Here is a 16,561-nt window from a genome sequence, read left to right as displayed (position 1 = left end):
CTGCCTCTGATGTGTTACAGCGTACCCGAAGGATTTCCTTTTCGTTGACTCTGAATGGAATCGGACTCAGCAGAAGCGTTGTCCGAATCGATCGTTCCGAATGTATCCATCGATTTAAACGAATCCAGAGAAGAGGTAGAGCTGCTTACTGCTGAGCTTTCCAACTCGGATACACGCAGCTTCAATTGTTTGTTCTCGCGTTGCAGTCGATATTGGCGGAAGATGCCATAAGACCCTACAATGATTCCACCGATTAGGGTGCAGCCAAGAATGAGCAGAATCAGCGGGATTTGAACCGTGTTAAATAGCAGGTTGACTTGTACGGAATCCACATTAATGACCGCAAAAATTCCGGTAAGTAATGCAAAAACGAGACCTGCGATGAGTGCCCATTGCATTTTCATGGTGGTGCCTCCTTGTTGAACAATTCAGGACTATGTAAGCAATTACCCTAATTCATGAAGCTTGCATCTTGCTTGATTATAAAATCCCTTGCCCGAATGGGCAAGGGACACAGGTCACATGGACGAGAAAGCAACCTTATTTCGTTAGTTGTTCCATTTGCTCAATCAGTTCCTTGAACACACTCATAGCTTCGCGAATCGGCTCTGGCGTAGACATATCCACTCCTGCTTTTTTCAGGATGTTGATGGAATAGTCACTGCCACCGCTCTTAAGGAATCCAAGATACCGGTCCACGGCAGGTTGCCCTTCTTCCAGAATTTGCTTGGAAAAACTGGTCGCTGCTGAGAAGCCGGTCGCATATTTGTACACGTAGAAGCTGTTATAGAAGTGGGGAATACGCGCCCATTCCATTTCAATATCTTTGTCCACAACCATACTGTCTCCATGGTATTTGACATTAAGGTCATAATAAATCTCGGAAAGCAGCTGAGGTGTGAGAGCTTCACCCTGTTCAGCACGCTCGTGAATGATTTTTTCGAATTCTGCAAACATCGTTTGACGGAAGACCGTGGTACGGAACTGATCTGCATAATACGTCAGCAAGTATAGCTTTTCCTTCGGATCTGTCGATTTATTGAGCAGATAATCCATCAACAAGGCTTCATTCGTTGTAGATGCAACCTCAGCCAGGAAAATGGTGTACTGTGCATCACGATACGGAAGTGTAGTGTCTGAATAGTGGGAATGCAGTGCGTGGCCCATTTCATGTGCCAGTGTAAACATGCTATTCAGGTTATCTTTGTGATTCAACAAGACGTAAGGGTGTGTGCCGTATGCTCCCCAGCTGTATGCGCCTGAACGTTTATTCTCATTTTCGTATACATCAATCCAGCGATCATCGTAACCGGCCTGCAATGCGTCTGCATAATCCTTGCCAAGCGGCTTCAAGCCATCTTTAACCGTTTGTTTTGCTTCCTCGTAGGTAATGTCCATTTTGTATTCATCCACCAGTGGAGCGAAAAGGTCATACATATGCAACTTATCTACGCCGAGCAATTTTTTGCGCAGGTCCATATAACGGTGTAAGAGCGGAAGGCTCTCATGAATCGTATCCACAAGATTGGTATAGACATCCTTCGGAATGTTGTCGCCATAAAGGGACATCTCCATGACGGAAGGGTATTTCCGAACATCGGCATAAAACATGTTTTTAGTTACGTTAGCGTTCAGAGCTGCAGCAATGGTGTTCTTTTGCTTGCCATAGGTTTCATACACCGCTTTGAAGGCACGTTCGCGAACTTCCCGATTCGGATTTTCCAAGAACTGAATATAGCTGCCATGAGTCAGTTCCACTTCGTTTCCATGCTCATCCTTAATTTTCGGGAACTTGAGATCGGCGTTGTTCAACATGCTAAAGATGGTCTGTGGTGCCTGGGACAGGTTGCCCACCTGTGCGAGCAATGCTTCCTCGGCTTGGCTCAGTACATGAGCCTTTTCGCGTTTCATCTCTTCCAATGTGAACTTATAGGCAGAGAGTTTCTCGTTGGAGATGAGGGCATCCAACTGATCATCCGGAAGGGACAAGATTTCGGGTGTAACATAAGATAGTGCTTCACCAACCTGCACGCTTAACTTTTGTGCTTTTTGGGACAGGTTTTGATATGTAGGATTAGCTGTGTCTTCATCTTGATGCATCCGTGCATACACAAAGAGGCGTTCGGTTTTGAGACTGATCTCATCTTCGAGTTCAAAACAGCTTTTGAGTGTCTCAGGTTTGTTCAGTTTGCCTTGGAATTCGGAGGCTTTCTTAGTCAAAGACGATACTTCTTCATATTCCTGATCCCAAGCTTTCTGATCGGCGAATAGATCTTCCAGTTTCCAGGTTTGTTCAGTAGGTACCTCGGAACGTTTCAATAGTTGACTCATGGGAATCCTCCTTTGATGAAGTGATGAATATATAGACGAAGCTGCCTTCGTCCCACTCGCTTGTGCGGAGAGAGACGAAGGAATCAGACTAAGTACCAGCAGAATGAACAGCGATTTGCGGTATTTCAACGGCCTTCCTCCTCACTATACGAATAATCCCGTATAGTATGACCTGAGGGGCATTGAAATATTTGAAGAAGCTAGGCTCCCATATTGACCAAAAAGTAAACGATCAGGAAAAATGCGAAACAAATCAGCAGGGTGGCAATCAGAGCCATGCCCCGTCTTAGACGATCCGGGATGGAGTTGCGTCCCAGAATCAGCACGATTCCTAAGGAAAAAGCAAGAATAATAAAGATGACGACATTGCTTGAGTCAAGCTGCATAGGCTAGACTCCTTTGAAGGCAGCCATCAGTTGACGCCATTCGTCCTCTCGGTTCTCGAAATCTTCTTTCGGGAAGCGGCGTTCAGCCCAATGCATCAACGCAGGACGACTGAGGAAGGTATGGCATTCTTCGCCCCATTCTTCCGAGATTTCACGAAGCACCAGATATTTGCCTTGAACTTCTACGGTCATCATATTCCACTTGTCTGTTTTGTATATTTCATGTTTTTTTATCATAGGTAGTCTCCAAACTAACGGTTTTGGTAAAATGATACCGTACCCTTGGATTCAAAGCAAATTTTTTCGACTTTTATGGAAAAGATAAATTGCAATGTAGAAGGTCATACAGTATAATGAGGGTATTCGCCATAGATGGCGATATTTTTAGGAGGTTGTTCATTTGAAAGGTACAGTTAAATGGTTTAACGCAGAAAAAGGCTATGGCTTTATTTCAGTTGAAGGCGGCGAGGACGTATTCGTACATTTCTCCGCAATTCAAGGCGACGGCTTTAAAACATTGGAAGAAGGTCAAGCGGTAGAATTCGAAATCACTGATGGAAACCGTGGTCCTCAAGCAGCTAACGTAAACAAATTGTAAGAATATTTCCGGTCATACGGATTTCTTATAAATGATTGGCTTCTAGCTGAATATACGAACCCAAGCACAGTCCCCCCCATGGGAGACTGTGCTTTTTTTGATACGTTTTGATATGTTGAGTTCCATAAGGGAAATCACTTTTTGGATGCTTATGCGCGGCTAGTCATGCTTGACCAAAGTTTCATGCAAAATCCAACAAGTGCGGCCAGGGAAAACGCCATCGCAGTGAGATAGAAGGTGTTTCTGTTGGTGTGCTCCAGCAGCAATCCTCCCAGCGTTCCGCTGAGCAGACCGGAAGCGCTGGACCACACAATAGTGAACAGGGCCATACCAGTGGCACGATAACCATCCGGGACAAGGCGGGTAATATAACGGACTGCAGTCACGTAGAAGATGCCAAAGGTCACGCTGTGCATCGTCTGAATGGCAACGACCGCTGCGGGTGTATCCGAGATGGACATCAGAAATAAGCGAATCGTATACATCAGCGCAGCGATCGTCAGCAAAGGAAGTTCTTTGTAGCGATTGCCGTATCTGCTTAGCAGCAAAAACACTGGAATCTCACTGACCGAAGAGATTAACAGGGACCACCCGATCAGTCCTTCACTGGCACCTAGGTCTTTCAGCGTAATGGTGAGAAAAGCTTCATTCATCCGGTGACCCAGAGCGAGCAGGAAAACGCAGCCGAAAAAGGTGAGAACATCCCTTCTTTTCAAGATGGACCATAGTCCCGAAAGATCCATTTTAGTGCTGTTGCCCGAAGGCTGATCTTTTAATCGAAAACCGATCAGGAGAGTAGTCGCCGCCAGTGCGATACATACCCACATCGTCCATCCCGGTCCGAAAGATCCGAGAAAATATCCAATGCTTAACGCAAAGAACGCATATCCAATCGAGCCAAATACACGAATGGAAGTGAAATTTCGTCCATACTTGCTTGCGGTTGTAATCGCCATCGTATCCGAAAGTGGATAAACCGGGTAGTAGAAAAAGTAAAACAGGGTCACCAGTACAAACACCTGACCAAAGGTTGTGGCATTGGCAAGCATGACACCAGTGATCAGTTGCCCGGCAAGCAGGATGATCATCACTTTGCGCACGGTTTTGTATCGGTCACTCGCCATACTCCAGAACATATTGGAGAATACGGAGACGAGAGGACCAATTCCGTAGAGGTAACCGATTTCAGCCCGACTGAATCCCAGATGACTGAAATAAAGCTGGAAATACGATACCACCAGAACGGTGGAACCGAAGATGGTGAACATGAGTGCCCGCAGCCAGTTTTGATCTGGCCGGGCGGTATGACTTGATTTCATGATGAAAGGCTCCATTCTTGATTACAGTTCAAATTTATTATCCCTTGAGGGAAGATGATTTCCCCGATGAGTGTACAGACATGCTAGGTTCCTTCTGCGTACGCCGGATGACAAGCCAGACAATGACAAGCTCGGCAAGCAGGCCGAGGGATTGAGCCACTGCACCGATCATGCCGTTCCACGCAGGGAATATGCTGACCAGTATGAGCAGAACAATCACCGTACATATGGCATTGGCCGTCTGGGAGCGAAACATCGTTTTGGTCTGTCCGCGAAGAAGAATCAAACCATTGCTGAAGTCGAGAAAAGGTGAAATCAGCGGAAAGAGTACAAACGCACGCAGTGTCCACAAACTTTGCTGTAGCAGATTGCCCTGAACGCTCATTACATTTTCCAATACCCACGGTCCAAGTGGGGTGTAGGCAATCGATACGGTCATGGCAAAAGGAACAAATCCGGTGACCAGTGCGAACTTCTTCACCAGTTTGGCATCAACAAGATAGAAATTCAGCACGATTTGGTGGATGTATGTAAAAAAGCTTAGCATCAGCTGCATCAGACTACTTGCAACGGCAAAGGAAGAGATGGCCAGAGTAATCCCGGTCGTTTTGCCAAGTACGATATTAATGACGGGTCCGATAAACAGGGCCACAAAACTGGATAATAACAGCGGTTTGTAAAAGCGAAAGACGTCTGCCTTGTTTTCAACAGGATGATCTTCCAGCTTGGCTGGCATCTTGCGTTTGATGCTGTTACCTTCAAGAAAACTGACCAAAGTCTCAATCATCATACCTGCGGCAAAAATGATAGCGCCTACACGTCCGCTGTCAATGCTGTCAGTATATATGAAATACAAGGATAAGCCATACATGCCAGCAAGGCGAAATAACATGCCGATTGTCAGCCATTTCGTACGGTTATTCGTAATAATGATGCCCTGATAGATATTGCGGATGACCGAAAAGATGCTGACATACATGAGAATCTCGTAGACGTCGATTACTTTGGATAACAGATCCGGGCTTACGCCAAACAGATATTTGAATACACCTGTACCAATGGGAGAATATACGATGAGAAATCCGATCAGAAGTACACAAGCGAGAAAGATTTTGGTCACAAACGTGAGGGCCTGAAAGGAAAGGCGGTCCCGAACCAGCGCCGAACAGGTTTGACGCAGTAGGGTTGAAGGGCGCTCGGTGAGGGTTAGCAGGCTACCAGCGATCGCGTAGCTAGCAATGACCGTCTCGGGATGAGCGGAACGTGCGAGTGTACTGTTAATGATTACATGAGAAATGGTAACAAGAGAAGCGGAAATGCCGAGCGGCACAAAAAAAGCAAATAACCGTCTCCACGAGAGCGGTTCACTAGACGTCATGTCAACGACTCCTTTGATGGATGAATTAAGGTAAGTATAAGATGATGCTTACATAAAAGAGATGCCCGCCAGCAATTGAATGCCAGCGGGTCAAAAAGGTTCCGATACTTTTGAAAGATTATAGACATTATATTCTTGTAGGGAGTTGATGTAAATAGATGGGATTAGCTTTTCAGACGATAGTGGATCATCATATAGCTGCCATTTAACACAAAAAACAGCAAAATGTTTGGAAGAATCGCGTAGTCTCCCCAGTTTACAGGAAGGGCGGGTCTTGTTGCTAACGCTGAAATTATCAACACAACTAAGACATGAATAGCCAAAGTACCAATCCGGATGTCTTTTAGCGTATCTTTTAATCCAATCAAATTTCCAGACATGATAATAAGTTCCATTAGTATGACACCCGCCACTGCACCTTTAAGGTGAAATCCGTCGAGAGGAATCAGGAAGTAGTGGGAGAGGGAAGCCGCAGTAATGCCGATTGCCGTTCCGATCAGACTGACTCTTTTGTTATCCTGTGCCCATAATATACTAGTGGAAATTTCCCGAAGTCCGACAAGCAGAGGGATGATGCTTAACCAGCGAATCAGCTCTGCGACTTGTGTAGAATGGAACATGAGCTGTGCTAGGTCGCGGTTGAAAATCCATAAAAAGGAGCTGGAGGTCAGTCCCCAAATCCACACTATTTCCATGGTTAGTCGGCTTTTCTTGGCAAAATAATTATAACGAAGCTCCTTCCAGGAGAGAGCCAGCTTCATGGTCAGGGTATGTGATATGGCCGCGGTTACAATGGTAGGCATATAAACTACCAGCATGGCCATACCCATAAGAAGACCGTACATTGCAGTGGCTTGTGTGGAGGTATAGCCAGCGGTTTGCAATCGAGAAGGGATAATGACCGCATCAAGCATATCGGAGAACGGAATCAGTAGCCGTGTGAGGGAAATGACTATGGAGCTCTTAATAAACCAAGAGCCGTCCGATCTCTCTATGGGAACACAATCTATTTCATTCTTTTGACCGGTATGGCGCAAGAAAAGAAGCAGCATAACAAAAGCGACAATCCCGCCCATTGCTGTTCCAATCAAACTTCTCCCCACTGCATACATTACACCTTCAGGAAGCCACAGCCAGGTGATACCTAGCATCAGACCGATCCGAACCGCTTGCTCCATTACCTCCGAGACAGCAATGGCGCCGTAATATTCAAGACCTTGCATATACCCCCGCAGCAGGCTTAGAAGAGGTACGACGAGTATAGCAAGGGACAATGAGCGCAAAAACGGCTCCAGAACTGGATTACCTAACCATGTGGAGATGGTTGAGGAATAGGCGAGGGTAAGTAAACTGAGGGTTGCACCAATAAGCGAGAGCAGGATGGACAATCGCTTGAACCAGAACCAGCCATTTGCTGGCTGTCTGGCGGTGTACATACCCAGGGAGGTAGGAATCCCTCCTGTTATTAGCATAAGTATGAAGCCAAAATAGGAATAGGCGATCTGAAATAATCCTATACCTTCAGGCCCCGCCATGCGGGTAAGGATGATACGTCCGGTCAGACCTATCACTTTGACCAGAGAGACAGCACCGATACGAATACCCGTCTGCTTGAGACCGGGAGAGATGTTCATCCAGTTCACTCCATCCAACACAAACACATCTTGTCCAACATTTATATGAGCAAAGGAGGGCAAGTATGTGTGTTGTGCTGCGATCAGTCCCGAATATGAATGAGGATATACTTTGTTTTATTGTCCCAGCCCAAGTCAAACGGCGCCTGAAATCGGTCGGCAGTGTGGGAATTGACGAGAGGATAGCCGCGTTGATCGAATCCGGTAACTATGGAGAAATGGTCTACATCGTTATGCATGACATGGGCAATCAGATCGCCAGCCGCGAGCTCGCCTATTGACCCGTGGGGGTGAGTCTCTGTTTTTTCCACCAGCTTCGAAAAAGATTCTGTCGCAATTCGTTTCCCATACCCGGAATACAGAATGAAATTTTTGAATGCATCCGTTTGTACCCATGTTCTGGTGCCACCCTTGGGAAAATGGTATCTCCACGCGCCTTTCATCGGTAACCCGCCGCCTTCCGCCTGGTCTCCAAGAGCCTGGGAAGCAAAATTGGTACAGTCGCCCCCGAGATTATTGTAATTTTTATATTTGGCATTATATCTGACATTATCGTTCACTCTCCAAGCGATCCCCGCATATTTGTTTGCGTAGGCAACCGCTTGTTTTCGTTTGTAATTCTTGCCGTCCTTCAGTACAGGACGATGGGGCGGTGGAGAAGGCATTCCCTTTGCAATCATACTAGGGTTTTCTTCCAGAGGATCGAGGTACCATTCCTTCCAAACGATCCATTGATCATTCATTTTTTTCAGTGTGACCGCATGCCACGTTCCGAGTCCAAACGAATGGGTTGATGATAACTGGTCATTATAGGCGTATGAGATCTGCTGCGAATGCCCCAAAGAAACGGTTGCCGTGTTATCTCTAAGACGAATTTTGGAGATATGGATTTTGGACAGTACATCGGTAATTTTCATGTTACGATGATCAGCCCATGCATGAAGATAGGTTTTGCGATTGACTTCCATGGTGTGAGCGTGACGGCTCAAGGGAGATTTAATATCATAATAGCGGTCCATATTATTATTTTGTGCGGCTAAGTATTTCGATCTTTCTGAAAAAAGGGATTCAAGATGTTGAGTGATTTCACGTTCTGTTGGGATGGAAGAAGCCTCGACAGGCCTTATTTGTTGCATATTCATAAACAAACAGCTAACCAGGAGTATGATTATCCATTTATACATGGTTATCTCCTCTTAAATGTTATTCAACCCATCGGGTATACACGACGAGACGCTTTTCGTGCTCTTTTTTTCTGCGATCGTACTTTCCAGTACATGTGATCAGATTCAACTGTTTTTCAGGGCTGTCACCAAATATTTTGTCCAAAGGAGCTTCTTGCGTATAATAAGATTGAACCTCCAGGACCTCGTATTTCATATATTGGTTGTTCTGGTCAAACAAAAAAACAAAAGCACCTGGTTTCAGATGTTTGAGTGGGTAGAATATGGCTGGACCTGTGTAGTTGTCCACATGACCGGCAACAATTGCATTTCCGTTTTCTCCCGGCAAAACTCCATCTGCATATAAGCCTGCCACCTCACTGGACTTGGGTGCTTTCAGTTGTCCATCCTCTGAAAGATGAATAGGAATAATTGAAGTACTCAAATGAACCGATGGAATGCATAAACGGACCGGCTTCTTCATGACCATGGTTTGGCGAATCTTTGTTTTTATCTCGGTACCAGCACCAATGTGATCGTTAAGAGCTGTTATTCGGAAAGCGGTCTGTTCCTTCAAGCCATGTGCTGGAGATAAGATCAGGGACATGATAATTACATAAATGACAATAGCGGCTAATGAAGTGTAGTTTTTCATGCGCTTCTCATCCTTATTAATAAATTAAAGAACAAGAGAAAAGAAAATAGCTTTTTTCTTTTCTCTTGTTACTTTTTTTACTCGCTTACACCGCCATATCCTGTTTTGGGAAGGGCTTTTGGTGTAACGCTTTTCGCATGGATTTTATGCTCTTTGCTGACGGATTCCTGATGTAGCTTGTGTTCCTTGCCTTTATGCGATTTCATGTGCATCTTGTGTTCTGCTTTATGCTCTGCTTTGTGTATGGATTTCTCCATTTTGTGCATTGGTTCAGTTGCAGCGGATGCAGATGCACCAGATGCACCGGATACAGCCAGCATTAGGCAAGCAGATAGAGAAACAATGGTTGCTTTATTCATACTTGAATTCCTCCTTGTGGGTAATTTGCAATGCAGAATTTAATATCCCCGAGTCGCGCATGATTATGGATTGTATTTTTTGACAGCTATTGTGGAAGTAGTCCATGTCAATCGTGAATGTTGTAAAGTTGAATTACGAGTGACGCAAATGGGTGATGAGTGATTTTGCAAAAAGTTGTTCACGAATGTGATTTTTTGCTGTGATTATGCGGGAGATCATTTGTACAATTAAGGGGATCATATTATAATAGGATTGGTTAAAAATCGCTCTAATACGTATTCAACCAAGTGGAGGCACATTTATTTTGAGCCAATCAAATCGAAATCGTCATCAATATCCGCGTGGACCGTTGGCATTGATGAGAGGGGTGTACAAATACACCATTCCGGAAACGCGGAAGGAATTGGATGGATGGCGTGCCCAAGCTGAAAAAATTCCGAATGAGGAATTGCGCAACCAGGCACTGGCCAGTCTCAGGGACAAGCAGTTCCACTGCGAAGGCGGGACCGTTTATGCTTTACCTGATTTGCCGAACAGGCACATTCTGATTCCACTGATCGTTTCATATCAGACTATTAGTGATTATTTGGACAATCTGTGTGATCGCAGTACATCGATGGACCCGAATGACTTTCGGCTTCTCCATCAATCTATGCTTGATGCGGTAGATCCCGAAGCAACCCCTGTCAATTATTACGCGCTCCGTGAGGAGCAGGATGATGGTGGATACCTAAGGAATCTGGTTACCTCATGTCAGGAGCTGACTCGTCAGCTGCCAGGTTATGCATCCGCCAAGCCTCAAATTCAGGATCTGGCAGGCCTATACACGGACCTGCAGGTATATAAGCACATCAAGCCGGAACTGAGAGAAACAGCATTGCTGGAATGGTGGTCGGAACATCGCCACCGCACACCTCAGTTCCGTTGGAACGAATTTGCCGCCGCAACCGGCTCTACGCTGGGCGTATTCATGCTGTTTCTGGCTGCGAGTGATGAACAGCTGACAGAAGAGCAGGCGGCTTCGATCCACACTGCCTATTTTCCTCATGTATGCGCACTGCACATCATGCTCGATTATTTAATCGATCAGGATGAAGATCGTATCGGAGGAGATCTCAACTTCTGCAATTATTATGAGAATGTGGAGACAATGCTGGACCGAATTGCTTTTATTGTGGAGATGGCCCGCAGTGATGTGCAGAAGATTCCGGGAAGTTCGTTCCACCGGATGATTATCGAAGGACTGCTTGCCATTTACCTGTCTGATCCCAAAGTCAGCGAACAGCAGGAAGTTCGCGTCGTTTCCAAGCGTTTGATGAAGAATAGTCCGATGACAAGAGTATTTTTCTTTATCTTTAGCCGCTGGATTCGTAAGCATATGTAAGTCAGGCGTGATTTGGTGGGAGCCTGAAGTGAAACTAGAGGAGGAAGAAACATCATGACAGCAGTAAAGAAAATCGCAGTTTTAACGAGCGGTGGTGATTCACAAGGGATGAACGCGGCTGTTCGTGCGGTTGTTCGCAGCGGACTGTTTCACGGTCTCGAAGTGTACGGGGTTCAACGTGGATACCAGGGTCTTTTGAATAACGATATTTTCCCAATGGACTTGCGGAGTGTAGGGGATATCATCCAGCGTGGGGGAACGGTTCTGCAATCGGCACGCTGTAAGGAATTCTATACCGCTGAAGGTCAGCAAAAAGGTGCAGACATTCTGCGTGCACGCGGCATTGACGGCCTGGTTGTTATTGGTGGGGACGGTTCATATAACGGCGCCAACAAACTGAGCAAGTTGGGCATCAACACGATGGGTCTTCCGGGAACGATTGATAATGACGTTTCTTTCACCGATTACACGATCGGATTCGATACAGCAGTAAGCGTAGTAGTAGATGCAGTTAACAAATTGCGCGATACCATGTCTTCACACGAACGTTCTTCCATCGTTGAAGTCATGGGTCGTCACTGTGGCGATATCGCTTTACATGCAGGACTCGCTTCGGGTGCAGAAACAATTCTTGTACCGGAAGTTCCGTTTGACATGGACGAAGTGGCAGATCGCATGAAAGCCAACTTTGCACATGGCAAACGCCACAGTATCATCATCGTTGCTGAAGGTGTGGGTAAAGGTGAGGATGTAGCGAAAGAACTGATGGAACGCTGCCCAACATATGAGCCACGTGTAACTGTCTTGGGTCACATTCAGCGTGGAGGTACGCCAACTCCGTTTGACCGTAACCTTGCCAGTCGTTTGGGAGATTTCGCCGTACGCAGTCTGATCGCAGGAGAGACAGACAAAGGTTGCGGTATTATCAAGGGTGAGCTGACCCTGACCGACATTGATAAAGTTGTTAATACCAAAAAAGACTTCGATATGGAGACTTACCAGCTTGCACAGCGTTTGTCCCAATAATCAAGTCATCACCAAAAGTTAAAATCAAAGGAGCACAGCCCGTTTTATCACGGGCTGTGCTCTTTTTGTTATATTTCCATTATTTATTTTCAGCCAAACGTACCGATGCTTGTTTCTGCACAAGGAACAATCTCCAGAGAAGCGCTGTTGCTCCAACGGCGAGGCCAGTAATGAGTCCAACCCAGTATCCAAATGCACCGAGTGAGGTATACGTAGCCGTGATGTAGCCGACAGGTAGACCGATGATCCAGTACGCAACAAACGTTATAATCAATGCAGGATTCACGTCTTTGTAGCCCCGAAGTGCTCCCTGTGTTGGGGTGGCAATGGCATCAGAGATTTGAAAGAAGATGGCGTAAATCAGGAAATGCTGTGTCAAAGCAATAACTTCACGATCATTCGAGTACACGCCCGCAATTTGTTCCCCGAATACCAGTAATACCACAGCGGTTAACAGAGAAAGCCCAATGGCACCTCCGATACCAAGGAGACTGTATTGCTTTGCATCTCTCACACGCCCTGCACCTGCCTCATAGCCGACAAGAATCGTAAGGGCCATACATATGCTCACAGGCAGCATATACAGCGTAGAAGCGAAATTCAGGGCCGCCTGGTGTGCAGCAATCGTAATGGTGTCGAACCGGCTCATTAATAATGTGACTGCTGCAAAGATAGAGGTTTCAAAAAAAGTAGCGAAACCGATGGGAACGCCGATCTTGAGCAGCTCTTTCCATTTGTTCAATGAAATTTTGGGCATTTTTCGAAAAATCCCATATTGGGCAAAGGGCTCAATCCGGTGTACGAAAAAGAGGCTGAGGAGAAAAATGAGCCAATATGTACTTGCAGTGGCCACCCCTGCTCCGACACCTCCCAGTTGGGGAAAGCCCCAGCGTCCAAAGATAAGCAAATAGTTCAGAAAGATGTTTACAGGCAGCGAAACCAGCGTAATCATCATGGTGATCCGTGTCTGGCCCAGTGCATCCATAAAACTGCGCAGCACAGTGTAGCCGAAAAGAGGGATAACCCCAAAAGCCAAAGCACACAGAAAATAGAAGGCGACTTGGGCAACCCGCGGCTCCAATGGCATTCCGTTTAGAATCGGACTAAGCAGCAATGTGCCTGCTGCAAGAACGACGATTCCGACCGCCACACCGAGATATAAGGCTTGAATGACACTATGACCGATCTTGTCGTTACGCTTTGAGCCGAGCAGGTGGGAGACGACAGGTGTAATGCCAATCAGTATACCACTTAGTCCTGTTTGCACCGGCAACCACAGACTTGTGCCAATGGCAACACCCGCGAGATCAGCCGGGGAGAACTTGCCTGACATATTCGTATCGAAAAACGACATCGCAGATAGGGCAATTTGTGTTGTAAAGATGGGTAAAAATATAATCAGAAATTGCTTTACTTTTTGAGAAAAACTGGTGGTGGTCATGTTCACTGGCAGTGCCTCACTATTCTTAAGAGTTATCACTAAACTGTCATGTACGGACAGCTATTTATTGTAGTGGATTTTGAGCGATTTGAATAGGGAGGGGGGGATGTGGTTGTGCGGAAGGTAAGGTTAAGAGAGTAGTAAAAAACCTCGCTCCAGATGAGGACGGAACGAGGTTATTGGAGTAAACTGAACAAAAATAAGAGTGCATTATTTATAGTTTACGTCTGGCGTATACCGATTGGACGCATTCCAGAGCAGGTACTCATTCACATTCATGTCCTTCATCGCACGAATTTGGTCCTCTACCTGTTTTTTGCCGTATTTGATGTAATGTCCACTGCCTAGCCAGCTTGCGGTAAAGTCCTGAATCCATGGGCGGATAACGGGTTTTAGCTCTTTGATTGGATCAAGTTTCTTATGTGTATCTTTCATGGAGCCTTTGATGGTTGTATAGGGATCTTTGTCTGGGTCCTTCACACCGTACCAGCCGGTGGAGTAGTGACTTGGGTAAACCATCGGTGAGATGACATCCACGTTTTCAGATATTTTCACAAAATCCTGTCCAATACCTTCGGCTGCGGGTACTGAGGCCGCGTAACCGAATATATCAACCGAGACTCGGACACCCAGCGGTGCCAGCTCCTTGCGTGCATACTGCACGAATTCGGCTACAATGTCGACCCGGGACTTGTCAGACTTAGTGTATTTTAATGCGTCTGCACGTGTTTCAAAACCTTCCGGAAAACGAACATAGTCGAACTGAATTTCTTTAAATCCCAATTTAGCAGCTTCCTTGGCGATCTCTATGTTGTAATCCCATACTTCCTTGCTGTAGGGATTCACGAAGCTGTCGCCTTTGCCATTGGCCCATACAGAACCGTCCTTGTTGCGGAAAGAGAGCTCCGGATTTTTTTTGGCGAGAATTGTATCCTTGAATACAACGACTCGTGCGATCGGGTATACATCATGTTTTTGCAGACGTTTCATCAAGGCATCCATATCACGGATAAAAGGCTGAGATTTGCCCATTTTCTGTAACGTCTTGTTCTCCGTAGGGTAAGTTATGTATCCAAGATCGTCTTTGATATCAATGACCATGGAATTGAGCTCTGTGTTATCCATTAGATCGAGTAATGATGTCATGCGTGCGCCACCGGCGCTGTAAGCCGTCACATAAATGCCTTTGACAACGGGTGCATCAGGCTGTGGGTCAATTTTGGCAGGCGGGTTATCCGCATCAATAACGATCTGATCTTTTTGAGATTGAATGATGGCCGTGTTGAAACTGTTCGTTAATGATTGAAAAGGTTGATTCCCTTGATCCGCAGTAGCTGGTGTACCACTGAAGGTTCCCCACGCCATAGCCAGTAAAGCCCAAAACAGGTTCATTCATTTCCACTCCCCTATGTGCATTCCATGTTTGAATTATACAATAAAGCCTCTGGGCTTTTAACCATATTATTCAAGGGATGAAACACATGGGAAAAATGAAAACCGCTTCCTGTTGAGGGTAACCCCCACAAGAAGCGGCGTGATCAATCTAAAAAAATTATTGAATGTAAATCTCATTTTGATGCTCACAAATACTGTACTGAATGATTTCCATTGCGTCTCCCTGTTCCAGGATGCCCAGCCCATCCCGGAGAACAATCAGTGAGTCGAGCTCATTCGGTTTTAAGAAAGGGAGCATTTCCGGGCACCATCTGTTGACGATTTCAAACAGTTTTACCGTTTCCATATCCACAATAATCACCCTTCCCTACTCGAATTCCAAAATGGTAAGTCATTCGGCGCGATTCGGAAAAGCACATGGTTCTGTGAAATTGAAGGGTACATCCTGCTATACAACATATTTAGGAGCCGTACACCGTTATTATACCACAATGTTTAGAATTGTTAACCGTACATCTGTCTCAACTTCGGCGGAAAGAGCCCATAACTCCAACCGTTTCCACAATATTAACAAAAGCGTTCGGATCCGTTTCCTTGATAATTCGTTTGATTTCAACGAGTTCGTAGCGAGTAGTCACTGTCATTAACATGTCCTTTTCGATGTCTGTATATGCTCCCTGGGTTTTGATTTTGGTGACCCCACGAGGGCGAACAAGCAATTTTTTCAACATCGCTTCGGTTTCATTGGTAATGATGTACAAGGTGACTTTGACATGGCTGATGTGAATCAGATCCAGCACTTTGCCTGTGATATAGATCGATACCATGGAGGCAAGCGCGATGTTCCAGTCATCATTCAGATACCCTGCTAGCATAATAATGGCTCCGTTCATGCCAGCCATTACCGTACCAATCGGGAAATCACGATTACGGGTGAAAATGGAACCAACAATGTCGAGCCCGCCCGTCGAGCCGCCGACTCGGAAGGAAACTCCTGTACCTAATCCCACTAAAACACCGCCAAAAACACAGCTCAGAAGGGGATCTGTTGCCACAGCAAAAACAGGCAGAAGCCCGATGAACCATGAAGTGGCTGCTACCGAAACAATACTTAATGTAATGAAACGTCGTCCAAGAATAAACCAACCTGCAATGAGCAGAGGAATGTTTAGAACAAAATACATTATACTAAGATTCAAATTCGTAAAATAGCCGAGAAGCATGGAAATACCGGATACCCCGCCGCTGAGAAGCTGATGGGGAACCAAAAACCAGTTGAAGCCGCAGGCAATAGCTGCAGCACCCAATACGATCACTAAACAGTGCCAAACCATTTTGGGCAATTTAATCACCTCATTTATATTTAAAACCAGATTGCTGGTAATCTTGAATTGTTTTGTGATATAATGATTTGTGGATATTCTTGAGTAGGAAACTTTTTCCAAATGGAACGATAAAATTTGAAATGTTTCAAACGCATGTATGTAGTTT

At 45.7% G+C, this 16,561-nt stretch carries 17 protein-coding genes; 3 read left to right on the top strand and 14 right to left on the bottom strand.

Translation table 11 applies throughout. The features are described 5' to 3' along the window. Positions 1 to 14: 14 nt before the first annotated feature. The 4 genes from DC345_RS09080 to DC345_RS09065 form a co-directional block, all read right to left on the bottom strand. The gene (locus DC345_RS09080) at positions 15 to 404 is read right to left on the bottom strand and encodes a LapA family protein (RefSeq protein ID WP_113052787.1); all 390 of its coding nucleotides are present in this window, start codon (positions 402 to 404) and stop codon (positions 15 to 17) included. A 136-nt stretch (positions 405 to 540) separates the two neighbouring features. Further along, positions 541 to 2,331 carry an oligoendopeptidase F gene (gene pepF / locus DC345_RS09075; protein WP_113052786.1) on the bottom strand — a complete coding sequence of 597 codons (1,791 nt, stop codon included), beginning with the start codon at positions 2,329 to 2,331 and terminating at the stop codon, positions 541 to 543. A 200-nt stretch (positions 2,332 to 2,531) separates the two neighbouring features. Next, positions 2,532 to 2,717 (bottom strand): hypothetical protein, encoded by a 186-nt coding sequence (locus tag DC345_RS09070; protein WP_024629224.1) that lies wholly within the window; start codon positions 2,715 to 2,717, stop codon positions 2,532 to 2,534. Positions 2,718 to 2,720: 3 nt separating this feature from the next. After that, positions 2,721 to 2,954: a hypothetical protein gene (locus DC345_RS09065; RefSeq protein WP_024629225.1), complete on the bottom strand. Its 234-nt coding sequence runs from the start codon at positions 2,952 to 2,954 to the stop codon at positions 2,721 to 2,723. A 163-nt stretch (positions 2,955 to 3,117) separates the two neighbouring features. On the opposite strand from DC345_RS09065, the gene DC345_RS09060 reads away from it, so the two are divergent. Further along, positions 3,118 to 3,315: a cold shock domain-containing protein gene (locus tag DC345_RS09060; RefSeq protein WP_017689394.1), complete on the top strand. Its 198-nt coding sequence runs from the start codon at positions 3,118 to 3,120 to the stop codon at positions 3,313 to 3,315. A gap of 149 nt (positions 3,316 to 3,464) precedes the next feature. On the opposite strand, the gene DC345_RS09055 is transcribed toward DC345_RS09060, so the two are convergent. The 6 genes from DC345_RS09055 to DC345_RS09030 all read right to left on the bottom strand — a co-directional run bounded on the left by DC345_RS09055 (position 3,465) and on the right by DC345_RS09030 (position 9,823). Continuing rightward, positions 3,465 to 4,634: an MFS transporter gene (locus tag DC345_RS09055; RefSeq protein ID WP_113052785.1), complete on the bottom strand. Its 1,170-nt coding sequence runs from the start codon at positions 4,632 to 4,634 to the stop codon at positions 3,465 to 3,467. Positions 4,635 to 4,671: 37 nt separating this feature from the next. Then, on the bottom strand, positions 4,672 to 6,012 hold the full coding sequence (locus DC345_RS09050; RefSeq protein ID WP_113052784.1) for a multi antimicrobial extrusion protein MatE: 1,341 nt from the start codon (positions 6,010 to 6,012) through the stop codon (positions 4,672 to 4,674). A 164-nt stretch (positions 6,013 to 6,176) separates the two neighbouring features. Then, the gene (locus DC345_RS09045) at positions 6,177 to 7,646 is read right to left on the bottom strand and encodes an oligosaccharide flippase family protein (protein WP_113052783.1); all 1,470 of its coding nucleotides are present in this window, start codon (positions 7,644 to 7,646) and stop codon (positions 6,177 to 6,179) included. An 83-nt stretch (positions 7,647 to 7,729) separates the two neighbouring features. Then, positions 7,730 to 8,563, bottom strand: a complete 834-nt coding sequence (locus DC345_RS09040; RefSeq protein WP_258530591.1) for an amidase domain-containing protein — start codon at positions 8,561 to 8,563, stop codon at positions 7,730 to 7,732. Positions 8,564 to 8,849: 286 nt separating this feature from the next. Continuing rightward, complete coding sequence (locus DC345_RS09035; RefSeq protein ID WP_113052782.1) at positions 8,850 to 9,464, bottom strand: class F sortase; 615 nt, start codon at positions 9,462 to 9,464, stop codon at positions 8,850 to 8,852. A 77-nt stretch (positions 9,465 to 9,541) separates the two neighbouring features. Next, on the bottom strand, positions 9,542 to 9,823 hold the full coding sequence (locus DC345_RS09030; RefSeq protein WP_113052781.1) for a hypothetical protein: 282 nt from the start codon (positions 9,821 to 9,823) through the stop codon (positions 9,542 to 9,544). Between the two features lie 305 nt (positions 9,824 to 10,128). Here DC345_RS09030 and DC345_RS09025 point away from each other — a divergent pair, with 305 nt between their 5' ends. Both DC345_RS09025 and pfkA read left to right on the top strand, forming a co-directional pair. Further along, positions 10,129 to 11,208: a tetraprenyl-beta-curcumene synthase family protein gene (locus tag DC345_RS09025; RefSeq protein ID WP_181586527.1), complete on the top strand. Its 1,080-nt coding sequence runs from the start codon at positions 10,129 to 10,131 to the stop codon at positions 11,206 to 11,208. 54 nt (positions 11,209 to 11,262) lie between these two features. After that, the gene (gene pfkA, locus DC345_RS09020) at positions 11,263 to 12,234 is read left to right on the top strand and encodes a 6-phosphofructokinase (RefSeq protein WP_076292040.1); all 972 of its coding nucleotides are present in this window, start codon (positions 11,263 to 11,265) and stop codon (positions 12,232 to 12,234) included. A gap of 79 nt (positions 12,235 to 12,313) precedes the next feature. Here the strand turns inward: pfkA and DC345_RS09015 are convergent, their stop codons facing one another. From DC345_RS09015 to DC345_RS09000, 4 genes are all read right to left on the bottom strand, one after another. Further along, positions 12,314 to 13,675: an MATE family efflux transporter gene (locus tag DC345_RS09015; protein ID WP_113052877.1), complete on the bottom strand. Its 1,362-nt coding sequence runs from the start codon at positions 13,673 to 13,675 to the stop codon at positions 12,314 to 12,316. Positions 13,676 to 13,885: 210 nt separating this feature from the next. Continuing rightward, the gene (locus DC345_RS09010) at positions 13,886 to 15,067 is read right to left on the bottom strand and encodes a putative glycoside hydrolase (protein WP_113052780.1); all 1,182 of its coding nucleotides are present in this window, start codon (positions 15,065 to 15,067) and stop codon (positions 13,886 to 13,888) included. Positions 15,068 to 15,227: 160 nt separating this feature from the next. Continuing rightward, on the bottom strand, positions 15,228 to 15,416 hold the full coding sequence (locus tag DC345_RS09005) for a hypothetical protein (protein WP_029880762.1): 189 nt from the start codon (positions 15,414 to 15,416) through the stop codon (positions 15,228 to 15,230). A 175-nt stretch (positions 15,417 to 15,591) separates the two neighbouring features. Then, complete coding sequence (locus tag DC345_RS09000) at positions 15,592 to 16,413, bottom strand: YitT family protein (protein ID WP_181586526.1); 822 nt, start codon at positions 16,411 to 16,413, stop codon at positions 15,592 to 15,594. Positions 16,414 to 16,561: the final 148 nt, after the last annotated feature.

Origin of the sequence: Paenibacillus taichungensis (assembly GCF_003287275.1) — a bacterium.
Taxonomy (GTDB): Bacteria; Bacillota; Bacilli; order Paenibacillales; family Paenibacillaceae; genus Paenibacillus; species Paenibacillus taichungensis_A.
Note: the sequence above shows the minus strand (reverse complement) of the source record. Positions and strands in the feature narration are given on the sequence as shown.

Bases quoted from the DNA above. Each gene is read 5' to 3' on its own strand.
- DC345_RS09080 (WP_113052787.1), bottom strand. From the start codon at position 404: ATGAAAATGCAATGGGCACTCATCGCAGGTCTCGTTTTTGCATTACTT.
- pepF (WP_113052786.1), bottom strand. From the start codon at position 2,331: ATGAGTCAACTATTGAAACGTTCCGAGGTACCTACTGAACAAACCTGG.
- DC345_RS09070 (WP_024629224.1), bottom strand. From the start codon at position 2,717: ATGCAGCTTGACTCAAGCAATGTCGTCATCTTTATTATTCTTGCTTTT.
- DC345_RS09065 (WP_024629225.1), bottom strand. From the start codon at position 2,954: ATGATAAAAAAACATGAAATATACAAAACAGACAAGTGGAATATGATG.
- DC345_RS09055 (WP_113052785.1), bottom strand. From the start codon at position 4,634: ATGAAATCAAGTCATACCGCCCGGCCAGATCAAAACTGGCTGCGGGCA.
- DC345_RS09050 (WP_113052784.1), bottom strand. From the start codon at position 6,012: ATGACGTCTAGTGAACCGCTCTCGTGGAGACGGTTATTTGCTTTTTTT.
- DC345_RS09045 (WP_113052783.1), bottom strand. From the start codon at position 7,646: ATGAACATCTCTCCCGGTCTCAAGCAGACGGGTATTCGTATCGGTGCT.
- DC345_RS09040 (WP_258530591.1), bottom strand. From the start codon at position 8,563: ATGAAAATTACCGATGTACTGTCCAAAATCCATATCTCCAAAATTCGT.
- DC345_RS09035 (WP_113052782.1), bottom strand. From the start codon at position 9,464: ATGAAAAACTACACTTCATTAGCCGCTATTGTCATTTATGTAATTATC.
- DC345_RS09030 (WP_113052781.1), bottom strand. From the start codon at position 9,823: ATGAATAAAGCAACCATTGTTTCTCTATCTGCTTGCCTAATGCTGGCT.
- pfkA (WP_076292040.1), top strand. From the start codon at position 11,263: ATGACAGCAGTAAAGAAAATCGCAGTTTTAACGAGCGGTGGTGATTCA.
- DC345_RS09015 (WP_113052877.1), bottom strand. From the start codon at position 13,675: ATGACCACCACCAGTTTTTCTCAAAAAGTAAAGCAATTTCTGATTATA.
- DC345_RS09010 (WP_113052780.1), bottom strand. From the start codon at position 15,067: ATGAACCTGTTTTGGGCTTTACTGGCTATGGCGTGGGGAACCTTCAGT.
- DC345_RS09005 (WP_029880762.1), bottom strand. From the start codon at position 15,416: ATGGAAACGGTAAAACTGTTTGAAATCGTCAACAGATGGTGCCCGGAA.